At 73.1% G+C, this 16,622-nt stretch carries 11 protein-coding genes; all 11 read right to left on the bottom strand.

Translation table 11 applies throughout. The features are described from left to right. Positions 1 to 10 precede the first annotated feature (10 nt). The 11 genes from HLB15_RS03540 to HLB15_RS03490 all read right to left on the bottom strand — a co-directional run bounded on the left by HLB15_RS03540 (position 11) and on the right by HLB15_RS03490 (position 16,600). On the bottom strand, positions 11 to 310 hold the full coding sequence (locus HLB15_RS03540) for a hypothetical protein (RefSeq protein WP_171103736.1): 300 nt from the start codon (positions 308 to 310) through the stop codon (positions 11 to 13). A 106-nt stretch (positions 311 to 416) separates the two neighbouring features. After that, complete coding sequence (locus HLB15_RS03535; RefSeq protein ID WP_171103734.1) at positions 417 to 4,892, bottom strand: type VII secretion EssC family protein; 4,476 nt, start codon at positions 4,890 to 4,892, stop codon at positions 417 to 419. A 12-nt stretch (positions 4,893 to 4,904) separates the two neighbouring features. Beyond that, positions 4,905 to 5,159, bottom strand: a complete 255-nt coding sequence (locus tag HLB15_RS03530; RefSeq protein ID WP_171103732.1) for a hypothetical protein — start codon at positions 5,157 to 5,159, stop codon at positions 4,905 to 4,907. After that, a complete protein-coding gene (locus HLB15_RS03525) occupies positions 5,156 to 5,872 on the bottom strand; it encodes a hypothetical protein (RefSeq protein ID WP_171103730.1) in 717 nt (238 codons plus the stop codon). Before HLB15_RS03525 ends, HLB15_RS03530 begins: the two co-directional genes overlap by 4 nt. 63 nt (positions 5,873 to 5,935) lie before the next feature. Then, positions 5,936 to 7,579 (bottom strand): serine/threonine protein kinase, encoded by a 1,644-nt coding sequence (locus tag HLB15_RS03520; protein ID WP_171103728.1) that lies wholly within the window; start codon positions 7,577 to 7,579, stop codon positions 5,936 to 5,938. A gap of 37 nt (positions 7,580 to 7,616) precedes the next feature. Beyond that, a complete protein-coding gene (locus tag HLB15_RS03515) occupies positions 7,617 to 9,359 on the bottom strand; it encodes an FHA domain-containing protein (RefSeq protein WP_171103726.1) in 1,743 nt (580 codons plus the stop codon). 93 nt (positions 9,360 to 9,452) lie between these two features. After that, positions 9,453 to 10,259 (bottom strand): PP2C family protein-serine/threonine phosphatase, encoded by an 807-nt coding sequence (locus HLB15_RS03510; protein ID WP_171103724.1) that lies wholly within the window; start codon positions 10,257 to 10,259, stop codon positions 9,453 to 9,455. Next, positions 10,256 to 11,680, bottom strand: coding sequence for an RDD family protein (locus HLB15_RS03505; RefSeq protein WP_171103722.1), 1,425 nt, complete (start codon positions 11,678 to 11,680; stop codon positions 10,256 to 10,258). The genes HLB15_RS03510 and HLB15_RS03505 overlap by 4 nt, the downstream gene beginning before the upstream one ends. Before the next feature lie 149 nt (positions 11,681 to 11,829). Then, positions 11,830 to 14,304: a transglutaminase TgpA family protein gene (locus HLB15_RS03500; protein WP_171103720.1), complete on the bottom strand. Its 2,475-nt coding sequence runs from the start codon at positions 14,302 to 14,304 to the stop codon at positions 11,830 to 11,832. Beyond that, the gene (locus tag HLB15_RS03495; protein ID WP_171103718.1) at positions 14,301 to 15,629 is read right to left on the bottom strand and encodes a DUF58 domain-containing protein; all 1,329 of its coding nucleotides are present in this window, start codon (positions 15,627 to 15,629) and stop codon (positions 14,301 to 14,303) included. The genes HLB15_RS03500 and HLB15_RS03495 overlap by 4 nt, the downstream gene beginning before the upstream one ends. Further along, positions 15,626 to 16,600, bottom strand: a complete 975-nt coding sequence (locus HLB15_RS03490; RefSeq protein ID WP_171103716.1) for an AAA family ATPase — start codon at positions 16,598 to 16,600, stop codon at positions 15,626 to 15,628. The genes HLB15_RS03495 and HLB15_RS03490 overlap by 4 nt, the downstream gene beginning before the upstream one ends. Positions 16,601 to 16,622 lie beyond the last annotated feature (22 nt).

Here is a 16,622-nt window from a genome sequence, read left to right as displayed (position 1 = left end):
CGCTCGTCTCCTACTTCGCTGCCGCGTCTTCGAGGGCCTTGGCGAGTCCCGTGTCGACCTCGCTGAAGGCCTCGGAGATCGACGTGATGATCCCCGAGAGCTTCTTGACGTTCTCGAGCATCTCGCCGCGCTTGATCTCCCACTTGTCGGCGAAGTCGTTCACGCGGTCACGCAGCTCGTCGTGGCCGGTCGCCTCAGCAGCGTCCTTGGCGTTCCCGTCGGCGTGCTCCAGCTCGTTGGAGATGGCCTTCAGGTCATCGCTCAGCTTCCTCAGCTGCTCCATGTCGATCGACAGGTCGTAGCCGGCCATCGTTTACCCCCTGCTGTCCAGTCAGGTCTCTCGTCCGCCAGAACCGTACCGGTGGCACGCGCGGGGCGACCATGGGGAGGCCTCCCCATGGTCGCCCCTCGGACGGTCAGCCCCCGGCGCCCAGCACCAGAGGCAGCTGCACCCGCACGCTCTTGCCGCGGGCGATCCAGGCGCCGCGGCCGACGGGGAACTCGCCCTTGGCGGCCCGCGGGAGCGACGTCTTGAGGATCGTGTCGCCGTCCAGGTTCTCCGGCTGGAGCAGCAGACCACGGCGGCCGTTCTTGACCTCCGACAGCAGCGGCCAGGTCGCGCCCCACGAGCTCGTCTCGTTCTCCGCGACGAGCAGGTGGTCCGACTTCTTGATCGCCTTGGTGAGGTCCTGGATCGCCTTGTCGGCCGGCGTCTGGAGGTACTCGCTGAGCGCCTCGATGACGACGACGATGCCCGGCTCCGTGTCCTCGTCCTGGACGGCGGCGAGCAGCTCCTTGGCCATCTCGGCGACCTTGTCGACGCCCATCGCGACGTCGGTCCATGCGACCTCGCCCGCGATCGGCGAGCGCGACTGCGCGAACAGGTACAGGCGCGCCTCCGGGTTGGCCCGCTGGACCGAGCGCGCGATGTGCACGAGGGCGTTGGACCGGCCGGACGCCGGCGGGCCCGCCACGACGAGCGTGCCCGTCGGGTCGAAGCCCAGCGGCTCGAGCGCGATGTTGTCGAGGCCGAGCACCGGCTGCCCGTCGATCCGGGGCGGCAGCACCTCGGCGCCGTACTCCGTCGGCAGCACCTTGACGGCGGGCGCGGGGCGCACGCCGGCACGGCGCATCGACTCGGCCAGCCGGTCGGTCGCGACCGCCTGCTCCTGCACCGACTTCGTGCCGCCCACGACGGCGACCTGCACCTCGAGCGAGTCCACGATGGCGCGGCCCGCGGGCGACGTCGGCGTGATGATGTCGCGCGGCGCGTTGAAGGCGAGGTAGCCGTCGTCGGTCATGCGCAGCAGGATGTTGCGCTGCACCAGCGACCGGACGTAGGTCGGCACGGCGCCGGAGCGGTCGGCCGTGAACACGACGTGGATGCCGAGGCCGCGACCGTCGTTGAGGATGTCGCGGAACGCCTCGAACCACTCCGCACGGCCCGCGCCGACCTCGTACTCGTCGCGGAAATTCGCGAAGCCGTCGACGAGCAGCAGGATGCGCGGCACGTCCAGGCGCCCGGTGACCTGCCGGTACTCCGTGACGCTCGCCGCGTTCACCGCGGCGAAGGCCTCGCCGCGGCGCTGCAGCTCGTCGCGCAGCATCCGCATGAGGCCGACGACGCGCTCGGTGTCGTCGCCCTTGGCGATGGTGCCGACGTGCGGGAGCGACTCGAGCATGCGCAGCGCGCCGGCCGCGAAGTCGAGGCCGTACACGTGCACGGGGCCGCCGCGCGGCGTGATGCCGGCGACCGCGGCGAGGGTGCGCAGCGCGGTCGACTTGCCGGAACCACCCGTGCCGTAGACGCCGAGGTGGCCGTCCTTGTCCGGGTTGAAGTAGACCGGCGCCTGGGCCTGCTGCTCCGGCATGTCCGCGACGCCGATGAGCAGCTCGGTGTCGGTGCGCTGGTACAGGCGCGTGAGGTCGTAGACGTCGGCCAGCGAGTCGAGCCACGGGCGGCGCGGGACCGGCAGGCGGCCGCGCTCGAAGGCCTCCTGGATCCGGGCGACCAGACGCTGCTGGTCGTTCGGGCCGAGGTCCTTCTCCTCCGGGCTGCCGTCGTCGACGACCGGCTCCTCCCACTTCTCCTCGCGGCCGAAGTGCAGGCGGGCGACCTCCACCTTGGCGCGCTCGGGCGCTCGCGTGCTCCAGGCGCCCGCGTAGGCGGACTGGAACGCCTGCACACGGCCAGGGCCGGTCTTGACGAGGCCGCGCCCCGGGATCGCCGGGTCGATGAACGCGGCGTCCTTGACGTCGACGACGTCCGAGGAGTCCGACTCGTCGGCCATGCGGAGCGCCACGCGCATGTTGGTGTTGGCGCGCAGGTTGTCCTTGATGACACCGGCGGGCCGCTGGGTCGCCATGATGAGGTGGATGCCGAGCGAGCGGCCACGCTGGGCGACGTCGACGACGCCGTCCACGAACTCGGGCACGTCGCCCACCAGGGCCGCGAACTCGTCGATCACGATGACGAGGGCGGGCGGCGTCTCCGGGTCGCCGCGCTTCTCCAGCTCGAGCAGGTCCTTGGCCTTCTTGCGGTTGAACAGGTGCTCGCGCCAGTGCAGCTCGGCCCGGAGGCTGGTGATCGCGCGCAGCACCAGGTGCGGCGACAGGTCGGTCACGAGGCCCACGCAGTGCGGCAGGTTGACGCAGTCGGCGAAGGCGGAGCCGCCCTTGTAGTCGACGAAGAGGAACGTCACGCGGTCGGGGCTGTACTCGGCGGCCATGCCGAGCACCCACGCCTGCAGGAACTCGGACTTGCCGGCGCCGGTCGTACCACCGACGAGGGCGTGCGGGCCCTGGGTGCGCAGGTCGAGGTGCTGGGCGTCGACACCGGCCGAGCCGACGATCGCGCGCAGCGAGCCGGGGCGCTTGCGCTTCGCGCCGTTGCCCGTGCGGTCGTACACCGACAGGTTCTGCCGCCAGCGCTCCATCACGGCGTCCGGGCTCTCGAAGAGGTCGTGGCCCAGCAGCGCGGGCATCGTGATCGAGCGCGGCAGGTCGGACGCGTCCTCGACGATCGCACCGGCGTCGAACACCGGGGCCAGGCGGCGGCCGTACTCGAGCGCCGTCTTGCCGTCGACCTCCTCGAGCACGATGTCGTCGACCCAACGGCCGAGGCGCACCATGCCGACGCGCGGGCCCTCCTGGGTCACCTCGACGAACGTGCGGCACGCCGCGGGCAGCGCGGCCGCCTCGGCGGAGATCCACAGCGGGTAGACGCCGGCGTCGGCGCCCATCTCCGCGAGCTGGATGAGCCGCGCCCGGTCCACGTCGATGTCGTCGGAGATGACGACGACCACCGCGGGGACCGGCGACTTGGTGCCCGTGTCGGCCGTGCTCTTGCCGCCGACGTCGCCGCCGCGCTCGAGCGCCGCGTTGTCCTCCGCGATCGCACCTCGGCGGGTGCCGCCGCGGGCCGCCTTGAGACGGGTCGAGATGAGCTCCTCGAGCTGCGCCAGCAGACGCTGCGCACCGGACGCCGAGTCCGCGAGGTGGTGGCCCTCGATCGGGCTGTGGGCCGACGAGGTGTGCGGGATCCAGGTGAGCCAGCTCAGGTGCTGGGTCCACACCGGGCTCACGATGCTGGTCACGACCAGCTCCGACGGCGAGTGCAGGCCGGTGAGCTGCAGCAGCACGGCGTTCAGCGAGCCGATCACGCGCGGCGGCGGCCCGGCGAACCCGAGCGCGCCCGCGTCGTACAGGTTCTCGACGACGGGGACGCCGTCCACGTCCTTGTACTGCTCGACCAGCTCGTCCAGGATCTCCTGGTACTCCTTGATGAGCTGGCCCTTGCCGCCCGTCTTGACCGAGTTGCGGGACGGCATGGTCCCGAGCCCGAACCGGACGTTGAGGAAGCTCCAGTGCTCGGGGCGGCGCGTCCACAGCAGCGGGCCGTGCCGCATCGCCTCGACGTAGACGTGCTGGGTCGCGGGGGCCTCGCGCAGGCGGACCGAGCGCTCGACCTCCTTCTCCTCCTTGAGCACCTCGCGCAGCGAGGTCAGGCGCTCCTCGAACCGCTCGACGTCGCGCTCGAGCCGCTTGCGCTTCTGCCGCTTCTGGGTCACGAAGTTGCCGACCATCATGAGCGGCGCCATGGCGACGAACAGCAGCGAGAAGACGCGGCCCGTCAGGACGAACATGCTGCCGCCCATGAGCACGGGGGCGAGCAGCGCGAGGAACGGGAACTCCGACGGCTCGGTCTCCTTCGGCGCCTCCGGAGACTCGAACTCCTCGCCGTGGTAACGCGCCTCGACGCGCGGGGAGCGGGTGAACGAGACCGGGCCGGCCTTCGGGGTCACGCCGGTGATCGTGGCGGGCCTGCGGCTCTCGATGGTGACGGTGGTGTCACCGAGCACGACCTTCTGCGAGCCCTCGATGCGCAGACGCTGCACGTGCACGCCGTCGACCAGGATGCCGTTGGCCGAGCCGAGGTCGACCACCTCGATGCCCTCGGACACGTCCAGGCGCAGGTGCTGCTTGGACACCATGGGGTCGTCGACGACGACGTCGCACTCCTGCGAGCGCCCCAGCACCCACGAGCCCTCGGTGAGCTCGACGGTCCCGCCGCCCTCGATCCGGACGGCCGCGCGGACGGCGTCCGACCCCGGGTAGTCGAAGCCGGGCATCGCCTGCTCGACCGACGCGACGAACGCGCCCGAGCCGATCCAGGCCTCACCGAGAGCGGCGTCCGCCGGGAGCCGGACCGGCCGGTCCTGCCCCGGCAGCTGCGCCTCGAGCGTGCGCGGCCGGCCCGGGGCGCCGGGCGCCGACGGGTCCACCCGGGCGATCGTGTCGGCGATCTCGCCGATCCGAGCGCCGGCGTCGGCGGTCATCACGACGTCGTCGTGGCTACCGTCCGACCGTACGAGCGTCACCTTGACGCGCATGAATCCTCCCCGTCACTTCCTCTTGTCCTGGAGGCCGTCCACGATGGCGGCCACCACCCCGCCGACCACGGCACCGCCGGCCGCTGCGGCCCACGTCGACCCCTGGACCAGCACCCGCCCGAGGGCGCGCCAGGGGTCGAAGAAGTTTCCCGTACCGGTTCCCGTGACCAGCACGGTGCCGAACACCACGAGCACCCAGACGATCGCGAAGCCGCCGATGGCCCACGCCACCACGACCTGGGCCCTGGTTCTCCTCGGCCCGCTCATCCGGTGGCCCCCTTCTCGTCGTCCGGCTCGTCGAGCAGCGGCAGGTCCGCCGCCGTGACGAGACGTGAGGCCACGGCGTACTCGACGAGGCGCGCCCTGCGGTTGGTCGCGAGCGCGCCGGGCCCGCCGCGCAGGCCCTTGACCCCGATCCGGTCGAGCTTCTCGCACACGTTGTCGAGCTTGCGGTTGAACCGCGTGCTCGCCCAGCCGAGCCGGCGGGCCGCCGCTGCCGACGACGGGATCTCGCTCAGCCCCGTGCCCTCGCGGCGCAGCATCGGCTCGGCCAGCGAGACGATGAGCTGCTTCTGGCTCTTGGTGAAGCTGATCGCGCCGATTGTCGTGGCGCCGGAGCCCTCGTCGTCCTCCGAGCGGATCTCGTGGTACGGCGCGTTGTCGAGCTGCGCGGTGATCTCGTACGTCGTCGGGCCGGCGGTGAACACGATCGACGTCGTGGGGAACACCAGCGGCAGGCGGTTGCCGGGCGGGAGCCAGGACTGCACGCCTCCCCCGGCGTCGCACACGGTCGCCGCGATGAGGGAGCCGACGTTGGACAGCCACCAGATGCCGTCCTCGAGCGTGATGCGCAGGAAGCGGCGGTGCAGGTAGGGGTTGTCGTCGATCGCGAGGTCACCCTCGCGCCCGATGTCGAAGGGCACGCCCTCCTCGGACGGCCGAAACCACTCGCCGGCGAACTCGATCGCTAGGCCGTTCATCCACTCACCTCCCTGTGTCCTCGCCCCGGGCGCGGCCGCCCGGAGCCTCGCTCCACACTCGTCCTACGGGGTCACGCACGCGGTCTCGCCGCGCGACGCCTTGCTCGACCGGACCACGAGCACCTCGACGCACAGCTCCTGCTCACCGTCGAGCGGTACCGTGACCGTCGTCGCGTTGCCCGGCACGGGCTCGGGCACGGGGTCGCCCGTCAGCTCCAGCACGCGGTACGCGTACGTGTCACCCTCTTCCATCGAGGTCGGGGCGGTCCAGGAAAACACCGCGTCCCCACCCTTGACCTCCGCCGTGAGCTTCGCGACGGGCGGCACGTACCCGCCCGCCGGGGGCGGCGGCACGAACGTCGACGTCGCCGCCGTCTCCTCGCCCGTCGGCTCGTCGGTGCCACGGGTCAGCGCCCAGGCCGACACGGCGACGACGGCGACGACGACGACGCCCGCCACGACGCCCCACAGCCCGCCACGGCTCGGTTGCTCCGAGGGCTCCTCGGCGGGCGCCTGCACGGGTGCCTGCTGCGCGCCCACGCCTGCCGAGGCCTGCGTGCCCTGCGTGGCCGGGTCCGCCGTGCCGCGGTAGACGGTGTCCTCCGCGTCCGAGGCGGGCGCCGTCGCCTGCGTCGGACGGGCCGGGGCGTACGTCCCGCCCGCCGCGGCGCTCAGCGCCCCGGCGGCTCCACCGGGGCCGAACCCGCCGTTCGGCGCGAACCCGCCCGCCGGGCCGAAAGCGCTCTGCGCGGGCTGCGGGCCCGCCGGGTCGATCGTGACGACCTGGCGCAGCCGGGTGCCGTCGGCCTCCGCGTCGTCCTCCTGCATCGCGCCGGACTCGTCCAGCAGGTCGATGGGAGTGACGTCGCGCGACAGCTCGACCTGGACCTTCTGCAGCTCGCGCGCGAAGGCCAGCACGGTCGGGTACCGCGAGGTGACCTGCTTCGACATCGCGATCCGCAGCACGCGCTCCAGCGACGGCGGGACGTCGCTGCGGCTGACCGGCGGCAGCTCGTCCTGCTCGATGCGGCGCACGAGGTCCGCCGACGTGTTGGAGCCGCCGGGCACCTCGAACGGCGTGCGCCCGGCCAGCAGCGTGTAGCAGGTGGCGGCGAGCGCCCAGACGTCGGTCGCGATGCCGGACATCGGCGGGTCGCCGAACGACTCGGGCGGCGACCACGGGATCGACATGCCCTCCGCGGCCGACGCCTCGTCCACCGTCGACGAGATGCCGAAGTCGGTGAGCGCCGGGTGGCCGAACTGCGTCACCAGGATGTTCGACGGCTTGAGGTCACGGTGCAGGATGCCGAGCCGGTGCGCCGTCTCCACGGCGCCCGCGATCTGGATCGTGATGCGCAGCGCCTCCGCCACGGAGAACCGCTCGGAGCGGTAGCGCGCGCCCAGGTTCGGGCGCGAGCAGTACTCCATCGCCAGGAAGGGGCGGCCGTCGTTGGCCACGCCCGCCTCGTACATCGTGACGATCGACGGGTGGTTGCCGAGGGTTGCCATGAGGTCGGCCTCGGCGTCGAACGCCGCCCGCTGGGTCTCGCTCGACCACTCCTTGAGCAGCACCTTGACCGCGACCTGGCGCCGCGGACGCTGCTGCTCGTACAGGAACACGTCCGAGAAACCACCCGAGCCGATGAGCTTGCGGTACTCGAAGCCCTCGATCTCGGGTGGCGGGGACGGCTTCCTCTTGGTGCTCACGCTTCTCCTTCGTCCGTCGTCGTGCGGGTGGCGGCCCTCACCAGATGCCCTCGAACGTGAGGGTCACGCCGTCGCCCAGGTCCACGACGTCGCCGTCGGACACGAGCTCCTTCTCGTTGGGGTGCAGGCGCCGCGGGGGCTGGCCCGGCCGCAGCAGGGTGGTGCCGTTCGTCGTGGCCAGGTCCGTCACCAGCACGTGCCAGTCCTCGAGCGAGATCTCGGTGTGCGAGCGCGAGATGTCCTGCTGCGGGCTCGAGACCGTCACGAGGCGCGGCATCTGGTCGGCCGACGTGTTGTTGGTGCGCGGCCGGCGGCCCACGATCACGGGGCGGTCCAGCTCGATCACCTGGCCGCCGCGCACCCCGGGGGCACCGCCCGTCGCGGCGCCCGAGGTCACGACCATGCGGCCCAGCGACGGGCGGGGCGCCAGGGCCGCCTCGGCCGACAGCGCGCTGCCGCACTCGCGGCAGGTCTCGCGGGACGTCGGGTTGGCGTGCCCGTTCTCGCACGTCACCGCGAGGATCTGTGGCGCGTTCGGGTTGGCGGGCGTCGAGAACCGCGGCGCGGAGGGCGACGCGGCCGCCTTCTTCAGGTCCGCGATCGCCGACGACATCACCGTGTGGCCGTCGTGGTCGTCGTCCTCCTCCGCCACCGACGCCGCACGGTGCGCGGCGGCCGGGGTCGCGCCCGACCAGCCCGGCACCCCGGCGATCGGCACGCCCGAGATCAGGCCCGCGTCCTGGCCCGCGTCCTGGCCCGGCGTCGCGAGGGCCGGTGCGGGTGGCTCCGGCGGGGGCGGCGGCGCGGCCGGCGGTGTGGCGGCGGGAGCAGGGGCGTGCTCCTCCTCGCCCTCCTCGGGGCTCTCGGGGCGGACCGCCGCCGCCTCGACGCCGTGCGCGACCGTGGCGCCCCACAGGTGGAGGTAGTCGTCCTCGTCGGCGCTGTCCTCGCCGCCCGAGGACGCCTCGGGCTCCGCCGGGGCGGGCTCGGCGCCCTCGTCCTCCGGGGCGATCGTCTCCTCCGGGGCAGGCATCATCGTCACGGTGCCGAGCGGCGCGGCGGTCTCCGGCGAGGCGTCCGCGGAGGGCTCGGCGACGGCCTCGCTCGCGGGCTCCGACAACGGCTCCGAGGGCTCCGACGCGGCCTCGGGGACCGGGGTGGGCTCCGGAGCGGGCACCGGGGTGGGCATCGGCGGGACGGGTTCGCTCGCCGCGGGCGCGGCCGCCACGGACGGGCCCGCCGCCGACAGGCCGCCGGCGTCACCCGCCGGCTCGACCACCTGGTGGCGCACGACCCCGGCCAGCACGACGCCGGACTCGACCGGGAGGCCGTCCGCGAAGCTGCCGAAGCCGGAGACGCCCGTCGCGATCTCGACCGCCGTGACCCCCTCGACCACGCGCTCGGTCCACGAGATGACACCGGCGCCGGAGACGGTCTGGGTGCCCGACGCCGTCTCGATCGTCACGGTCAGTCCGTCACCGCGGGCCACGACGTGCGCTGTCGCAGGCCCGCCCGACGCCGTGCGCGTCAGCACCACCACGGCGAACGGCGGCACGCCCGCGAGGCCACCCACGGCGGACGACGTCAGCGTGCCCAGCACCTCGGCGACACCCGAGCCCGGCTCCGCGAGGGCGGACCAGAGGCCGTGCGCCCGGCCGAGCCCGTCGGCGCCCCCCTCGTCACCGGGCAGCACCACCACGGCGTCCCCGCGCACGACGACGCGCGCCTTCCCCGTCGTGTACCGGATTCCCGTGCGCTGTCCAGCGTCCGAGGTGCTCATGGTCGCCTCCCTGTTGCTTCCTTGCTCGTGTCCCGCCCCTGCCACACCCCCGTGCCAGGCTTCCGGGTCAGACCGTACCGACCCTCACCGACATCAGTCCCGGGGGATCGTGTCCTCGTCCGCGAACCCGCCGCGCGGCAGGGTCCGCGACCCCGCCGTCTCGTGCGCCACCCCGGTCGCGTCGACCACGATCACCGTGATGTTGTCCCTGCCGCCCGCCGCGATCGCGGCCTCGACCAGGCGCCCTGCCGCCATCTGCGGGTCGGGCAGGTCGAGCAGGATCTGGGTGATCTCCTCGTCGGTGAGCTCACCCGTCAGCCCGTCCGAGCAGACCAGGATGCGGTCGTGCGCCCCGATGGGGATGTACCGGAAGTCGGCCTTCGCCTCGTCCCGGCCGCCCAGCGCCCGCGTGATGACGTGCCGGCGCGGGTGGTTGCGCGCCTCCTCGGCCGTCAGCGTACCGGCGTCGACCATCTCCTGGACCTCGGAGTGGTCGACGCTCACCTGGTCCAGCACGCCGCTCGAGAGCAGGTAGGTCCGCGAGTCGCCCACATTGACGAAGAGCCAGTACGGCGCGTCGTCGATGTACGCGACCACCGCGCCCGTGAGCGTCGTGCCCGCCCCCCTGCCGCCGCCCGACGTCTCGATGGCCCGGACCCGTTCCTGGGCGGCCTCCAGCAGCGCCTCGACGTGGTGCGGCTCCACGCGCTCGATCTCCGCGAGCGGGCGCAGCGCGTCGAGCGCGGTCGCGCTCGCGACCTCGCCCGCCGCGTGGCCGCCCATCCCGTCGGCCACGAAGAACGCTCCGCCGCCCGCGAAGTACCCGTCCTCGTTGAGCTGGCGGCGCAGCCCTCGGTCGGAGGCGGCCCCCCAGGCCAGGGTCAGCGAGTCCTCGTTCATGCGCCCGCCTGCTGGGGGTGCACGACGACGCGGCGGTCGCCCACGTGGATCGTCGACCCGACGGGGACCCGGACGCGCACGCCCGGCTCGGCGACGCGCGGCGGCAGGCCGGGTGCCGAGACCACCGTCCCGTTCGTGGAGCCGCGGTCGGTCAGCCACAGCCCTGCCGTGTCGACACCGAGCTCCGCATGGGTCTTGGACACCGAACGGGTCGGGTCCTCGACCTTGATGAGGATCCACCCGGACCCGTCGGGTGCCTGCGGGTTGCGGCCCACCAGCGCCTTCGTGTCCACGGTGTAGCGCTCACCGCTCTCGACCTCCAGCACGACGGCGGACACCGGCGGCGGCGCCATCGAACGGCCGCTGGCCATGCGCGTCATGTCGATCGGCGCCGAGTCCCGCTGCTCGTGCGCAGGCGCGGGGGCCGGCGGCTGCACAGGCGGCTGCACCGGGGGCGCCGGGCGCACCGGCGGCTGGACCGGCGGCTGCGGCGCGCTCACGGGCGACTGGACGGGCGACTGGACGGGCGGCTGCACCGGTGCGGCAGGAGCCACCGGCGGCGTCGGACGGACCGGCGGCTGCACGGGCGGCTGCGCCGGCCGGCCGGGGTGAGGCGTCCCGCCCGAGCCCGGGTGGGGCCTGCGGATCGTGACGGGCTCCTCCTGCGGGGGCAGCGCCTCCGCAGGCGACGACGTCGACGACTGCCCGGGGATGCCGGTGATCACGCCACTGCCCGCCGCGCCGGGCGCCTCGGGGAACGCCCACGGGTCCTGCTGCCGGGTCGGCTCGGCCTGCGCGGGCTGCGGCGCGGGCTGCGGCGACTGGCCCGCCCCGGTCCACACCTGCGCGGTGCCCGCCGGCGCCTTGGCCGCGCCCGTACCGGTGGACGAGGCCGTGGCGGGGGCGGGTGCAGCGGCCTGCCCGGCCGGGGCCGTCGGCACGTCGGAGGCCATGAGCACGACGGCGCGGCCCAGCTTGTCGTGCCAGCCCTGACGCTTGCCACCGCCGTCGAACGCCGGGGAGACGAGCACGAGGATCTGGCCGACCAGGCAGACCAGCGACCCGAGGCCCACGGTCAGCCAGCGCAGGAACGCGCGGCCGAAGCCGATGGGGTCGTGCGCCACCGCGTCGACCGTACGGATCTTGCAGACGAGGTTGCCCAGCGTCTTGCCGGTGCTGCCCTCCCACGCCGAGATGCCCAGCCAGTAGCCCAGGGAGAGCAGCCCGGCGACGAGCTGCGGCACGAGCAGCGCGGAGGAGACCGCCTCGGGCGACATGAGCAGCGCGCCCGTGCCGCCCGCGCTGATCAGCCCGATCATGAGGACGATCCAGGCGACCACCCCGATCGCGGCGCCGTCGACGAGCGCGGCGAGGAACCGCCGCCCCGTCCCGGCGTACGTGACGGACGCCGGCTGGACCATGCCGACCCCGACACGGGTGTGCGAGAGGGACTCGGGAACCGTCGTGCCTATCTCACCGGTCTGGGGGCGCGGGAACTGTCGACCGCAGACGCCGCAGTACGGCGAGCTCCCGTCCTGCGTCGAACCGCATCCAGCGCAGACCACGTCCGTCATCGACTCTCCTTCGTCCGCCGGGTCCCGAGCTTCCCGAGTGCCGCGAACGCCCCGGGGCGTCCACCGATCCGTGCCCAGACGGAGCGGAGCGACAACGCCGCCCGCACTCTCCGTCGCGTGCTCACGGTGGAGCGTAGCCCCCCGACCAGCTCGTCCACCTCTGTCCAGAATGCGTCGACCTCGGCCGGCGTCGGATCGCCCTGGCCGAACACCGTCGCGTCGGCGCGGTGGGCGAGCGTGAGCGTGGACGGCACCTCGTGCGCCCCCGCGATCACACCGGCACTCTCCCGCCGGGTCGCCCCGCGCGGCACGGTGGTGCCGAGGTCGGTCACGACGTCGACCACCTCGTGCCAGCCGCCGCTGATCCGGTCGGCGAGCTGCTCCGCGCTGCGTCGTCGCGCCCTGCGCCGGGCCTTGTACGCCAGGATCGCCACGATCGGGCCGAGGATCAGCAGCAGCGGGATGCCGACGGCCATGAGGATGAGACCGATCAGGCCCCAGTCGAAGAGGTCGTTGTCGGCCTCGTCCTTCTCGTCGTCCTCCACGCTGCCCGCCTTCGCCTTGTCCGGCTCCTCCGGCGGCTCCGGGTCCTGCAGCACCGGCGGCTTCGGCACGGTCTGGCTCTTGGGCTCGGGCTGGATCTGCGGCTTCTCGTCCGGGACGGCGTCGATCGGCACCCAGCCGTACTCCTTGTACGGCACCTCGATCCACGCGTGCACGTCGCTGCCGAGCACGGTCCAGGGCTCGCCCTCGGTGTACTCGCTCTTCTCGCCCGGGTAGAACCCCATGACGACGCGGGCGGGGATGCCCGCCTGGCGGGCCATCAGAGCGAACGCGACGGCGAACTGCTCGTCGTCGCCGACCATCTTCTCCTCCTCGACGAGCGTGTCGATGCGCTCGGCCGAGTGGCCGGGGCGGGAGGGTGTCTGACCGTCGAGACCGCTCGACAGGACACCGAAGTCCTGCAGCGCGTCCCGGATGAGGAAGAGCTTGGTCGCCGGGTCGGTCTCCTCGCCGGTGAACTGGGCCGTCTTGGCCGCGAGGCCGGGGGGCATCGCGCTCGGGTCGGTCTCGGGCAGGTCCGCGTCGAGGATCGTGCCCTTCCTGAGCGCGTCCTCGTCCGGCTCCGGCGTCACGAGCGCCTGCATCGTGTACGTGTCACCCGGCCGCACGCCCGCGGTCGTGATGGCGGTGTGCGTGGTCGAGTTGTAGTACGCGCCGTCGGTCTGCGCCTCGGCCGTCGGGCCTTGCCAGCGGAGCCCGGTCAGGCTGCCGACCTCCGGGACCCAGACACCGCTGTACCCGGTGACCGTCACCTGGACCGGGACGGGCGTGCCCTCCTGCGCGGTCGCGATCTCCTCGCCGACCCGCGTGTAGAAGCCGGTGTCGCCGCCGTCGCCCGACGCGTCGTACACGACGCCGTCGTAGCGGTCGAGGGTCGCGAGCCGGATGCGGCCGTTCTCCGGCAGCTCGCTGACCGTGAACAGCTCCTCCTCGCGGACGTCCTTCGCGTAGTGCCGGAACGCCACGAGCGGGCTCGTGTACTGATGGATGTCCAGGGGCGGCACGATCGTCTCGCGCAGCACCGTGCGCGGCTGGTCGGACATGAGCAGCGGTGCGGTGAAGCCGGCCGCGACGGCGGCCACCGTGAGGATCGTCGCGCCCGTGCGCACGCGGTACCAGCGCAGGCGGCGCGTGGCCTCGCGGCTCGACTCGGTGCTGATGGAGTGCGTGCCGACACGCGCCTCCATGACGCGCACGGCACCCCACAGCAGGGCGACGATCGCGATGACGAGACCCTGCACCACCGGCATCGCCGCGTCGACCGTGCCCAGCAGGATCACGCCGACGAAGCCCGCCACGACGGGCACGACGGCCCACACGGCGTGCCGGACGCGCCACGCGATGGTGCCGGACAGCAGGGCGACGAGCAGCATGAGCAGGAACGGCACCACCGACAGGTCGGGGAACGACCGCATGGGCGGGACGGTCGTGACGAACCGCTTCCAGCCCTCCACGGCGCCGAGCAGGAGCTCGCGCAGCGTGTCCAGGGTGGGCACGACGCCCGCGATCGACGTGTGCGGCAGCGCGAGCGCACCGCCGAACAGCAGGTAGGCCACCACGGCCAGCGCGGTCACCGTGACGGCGGGGAACCGACGCCACGCGCCCACCCAGGCCACCGCCAGCCCGACGACGGCGCCGCCCGCCGCGGGCAGCACCCAGCCGTACGAGCCCCACACGGGGCCGAAGCCGACCGCCACGGCCGCGAACATCAGCACGAGCGCCGCGACGTCGATCAGGGCGAGGCGCGTCAGCGCCCGCGGCTGCTCCGCCTCGCGGCGGCGCGTCGTGCCGCGGCCGGTCCCCGTGCGCCAGCCGGTGCGGGTGCCGCGGGTGCGGGACGACGGCCGGCCCGCACCGGACCCGGCCGCCCCGAGCGGGACGTTCCCGCGGGTGTTCTCGTCGCTCATCCGTCGCTCATCTTCTTCAGCGCAAGGGGCAGGTCGCTCAGTCGGCCGAGGGTCAGCACACCCAGCTCGGCGATCGCGTGCCGGCCGAGGGCGGCACCCGGGACGCACTGGATGGCCATGACCTGCACCCCCGCCGGGAGGCGGGCCGAGGCCGAGCGCAGCTCGGTGGGCGTCACGCGGCTGCCGATGACGAACGCGATCACCGAGAAGTCGGCGGCCGCCGTGGAGGCGGCACGGGCGAGGTCCACGAGCTTCGACCTGCGCGACTCGAGCTCGATCCGCGACAGGTCGTCCATGAGGCGCGTGCGGTGGTCGCCGCGCAGCGTGGCCTCGTTGACGAGCACCGTGACGCCACGGTCCTCCTTGATGGCCTGCAGGCCCAGCGAGCCGCAGACGCTCACCGCGAGCTCGAACTCGTCCTCGTGCGCGTAGTCCTCCGCACGGGTCGACAGCAGCACGGCGAGGTGGGAGCGGCGCGTCTCCTCGAACTGGCGCACCATGAGCTGGCCCGTGCGCGCCGTCGTCTTCCAGTGGATGTGCCTGCGGTCGTCGCCGGGCACGTAGTCACGCAGGGCGTGGAAGTTCACGTCCGAGTTCGTGATGTCGTTGGTGACCCGGCCCTCGAGGTCCTTGAGGAAGCCGGTCGACGAGCCGGTCAGGTTCTTCACGCGCGGGTGCACGAAGACCTCCTGCTCCCCGGTCCAGGTCATCTCGCGGCGCAGCAGGCCCAGCGGGTCGGCGCGCACGGACTTGACCGGGCCGACCGTGATGACGCTGCGCCGCCGGGTCGGGATCGTGAAGATCTCCTCGTGCGAGCCGCCGCCGGGCAGGCGCGGCACCGGGAACGCCGCGGTACCGCTGCCGACGGGCAGCTCCATGACGGACGGCAGCAGCGGACGGCTCGACGCGTTGCGCACGTCGAGACGGCCGACAGCACGGTCACCCACGGTCACGCGCGCCTGCGCCAGGTCGAGCACGACCTCGTACTTGAACCGGCCGAGCACGAACACGATGGCGCACACGAGCGTCACGGTGAGGACGATCGCGGCGACCAGCACCTCCAGCCAGCCGAGCGTCAGTCCCGCGATCCACGCGGCGACCGCCGTCAGCGTGACGGCGACGCCGAACGTGCTGAACGTGCTGCGCACCGGGTGGAGCACACGACCGACCGCCGCCGCCCGAGAACGGGCGGCGGCGGTCAGGGTCACCCAGCCGCGGCGGCCGCGCAGCAGCTGCGCGCGGCCGGCCGCGACCACCCCGCCGATGCCGGTCGGCTTCTCCTGTCTCTTCCCGTAGCCGGTGCCCGGGACGCCGGTCGCCGTCATGCCGAGGCACGCTCCTGCGGCGCCGCGACGTCGTTGAGGATGCGGGCGAGGATGACGTCGGACCGCGCACCGGCGAACTCGGCCTCGGGGTCGAGCACGAAGCGGTGGCCCCAGACCGGCTGGGCCAGCTCCTTGACGTCGTCGGGCAGCACGTAGTTGCGGCCGTGCGCCGCGGCCCAGACCTTGGCGCAGCGCACCAGCGCGAGCGCGCCGCGCACGGAGACACCGATCCGGACCTCGGGCGCGTTGCGGGTCTCCTCGCCGAGCCGGCTCACGTACTCGAGCACGGCCTGGTCGGTGTGCACCGTCGTGGCCAGGTCGGCCATCTCGGTGACCGCCTTGGTGGTGATGATCGGCTGCAGAGCCTTGCTGCGGTCCTTGACCGCGGCACCCGACAGGATCTCGACGGTCGAGGCGTGGTCCGGGTAGCCCACCGACGTCTTCATGAGGAAGCGGTCGAGCTGGGCCTCGGGCAGGCGGTACGTGCCGGCCTGCTCGATCGGGTTCTGGGTGGCCAGCACCATGAACGGACGGCCCGTCGTGTGCGCGACGCCGTCGACGGTGACACGCCCCTCCTCCATGACCTCCAGCAGGGCCGACTGGGTCTTGGGCGAGGCGCGGTTGATCTCGTCGGCCAGCACGATCGAGGCGAAGATCGGGCCGGGGTGGAAGTCGAACTTGCCCGCGTTCTGGTCGTAGATCGTCACACCCGTGACGTCGGACGGCAGGAGGTCCGGCGTGAACTGGATGCGGTTGTGCGACCCCTGGACCGAGGCGGCGATGGACCGCGCGAGCATCGTCTTGCCCGTGCCCGGCGCGTCCTCCAGCAGCAGGTGGCCCTCGGCGAGCATGCAGGTCAGCGCAAGTCGCACCACCGGAGCCTTGCCCAGGACCGCCTGGCCGACGTTTCCGACGAGCCGGTCAAAGGTCTGGGCGAACCAGGCGGCCTGCTCGGGGGTCATCGTGCTCATCTCGTCATTTCCCTACTGCTCG

It is taken from the genome of Promicromonospora citrea (assembly GCF_013004695.1).
GTDB lineage: Bacteria > Actinomycetota > Actinomycetes > Actinomycetales > Cellulomonadaceae > Promicromonospora > Promicromonospora citrea.
This window is presented reverse-complemented; position numbering and strand designations above follow the sequence as displayed.

Coding starts and splice junctions, on each gene's coding strand:
- HLB15_RS03540 (WP_171103736.1), bottom strand. CDS start 310: ATGGCCGGCTACGACCTGTCGATCGACATGGAGCAGCTGAGGAAGCTG.
- HLB15_RS03515 (WP_171103726.1), bottom strand. CDS start 9,359: ATGAGCACCTCGGACGCTGGACAGCGCACGGGAATCCGGTACACGACG.
- HLB15_RS03525 (WP_171103730.1), bottom strand. CDS start 5,872: ATGAACGGCCTAGCGATCGAGTTCGCCGGCGAGTGGTTTCGGCCGTCC.
- HLB15_RS03510 (WP_171103724.1), bottom strand. CDS start 10,259: ATGAACGAGGACTCGCTGACCCTGGCCTGGGGGGCCGCCTCCGACCGA.
- HLB15_RS03530 (WP_171103732.1), bottom strand. CDS start 5,159: ATGAGCGGGCCGAGGAGAACCAGGGCCCAGGTCGTGGTGGCGTGGGCC.
- HLB15_RS03490 (WP_171103716.1), bottom strand. CDS start 16,600: ATGAGCACGATGACCCCCGAGCAGGCCGCCTGGTTCGCCCAGACCTTT.
- HLB15_RS03495 (WP_171103718.1), bottom strand. CDS start 15,629: ATGACGGCGACCGGCGTCCCGGGCACCGGCTACGGGAAGAGACAGGAG.
- HLB15_RS03505 (WP_171103722.1), bottom strand. CDS start 11,680: ATGGTCCAGCCGGCGTCCGTCACGTACGCCGGGACGGGGCGGCGGTTC.
- HLB15_RS03500 (WP_171103720.1), bottom strand. CDS start 14,304: ATGAGCGACGAGAACACCCGCGGGAACGTCCCGCTCGGGGCGGCCGGG.
- HLB15_RS03535 (WP_171103734.1), bottom strand. CDS start 4,892: ATGCGCGTCAAGGTGACGCTCGTACGGTCGGACGGTAGCCACGACGAC.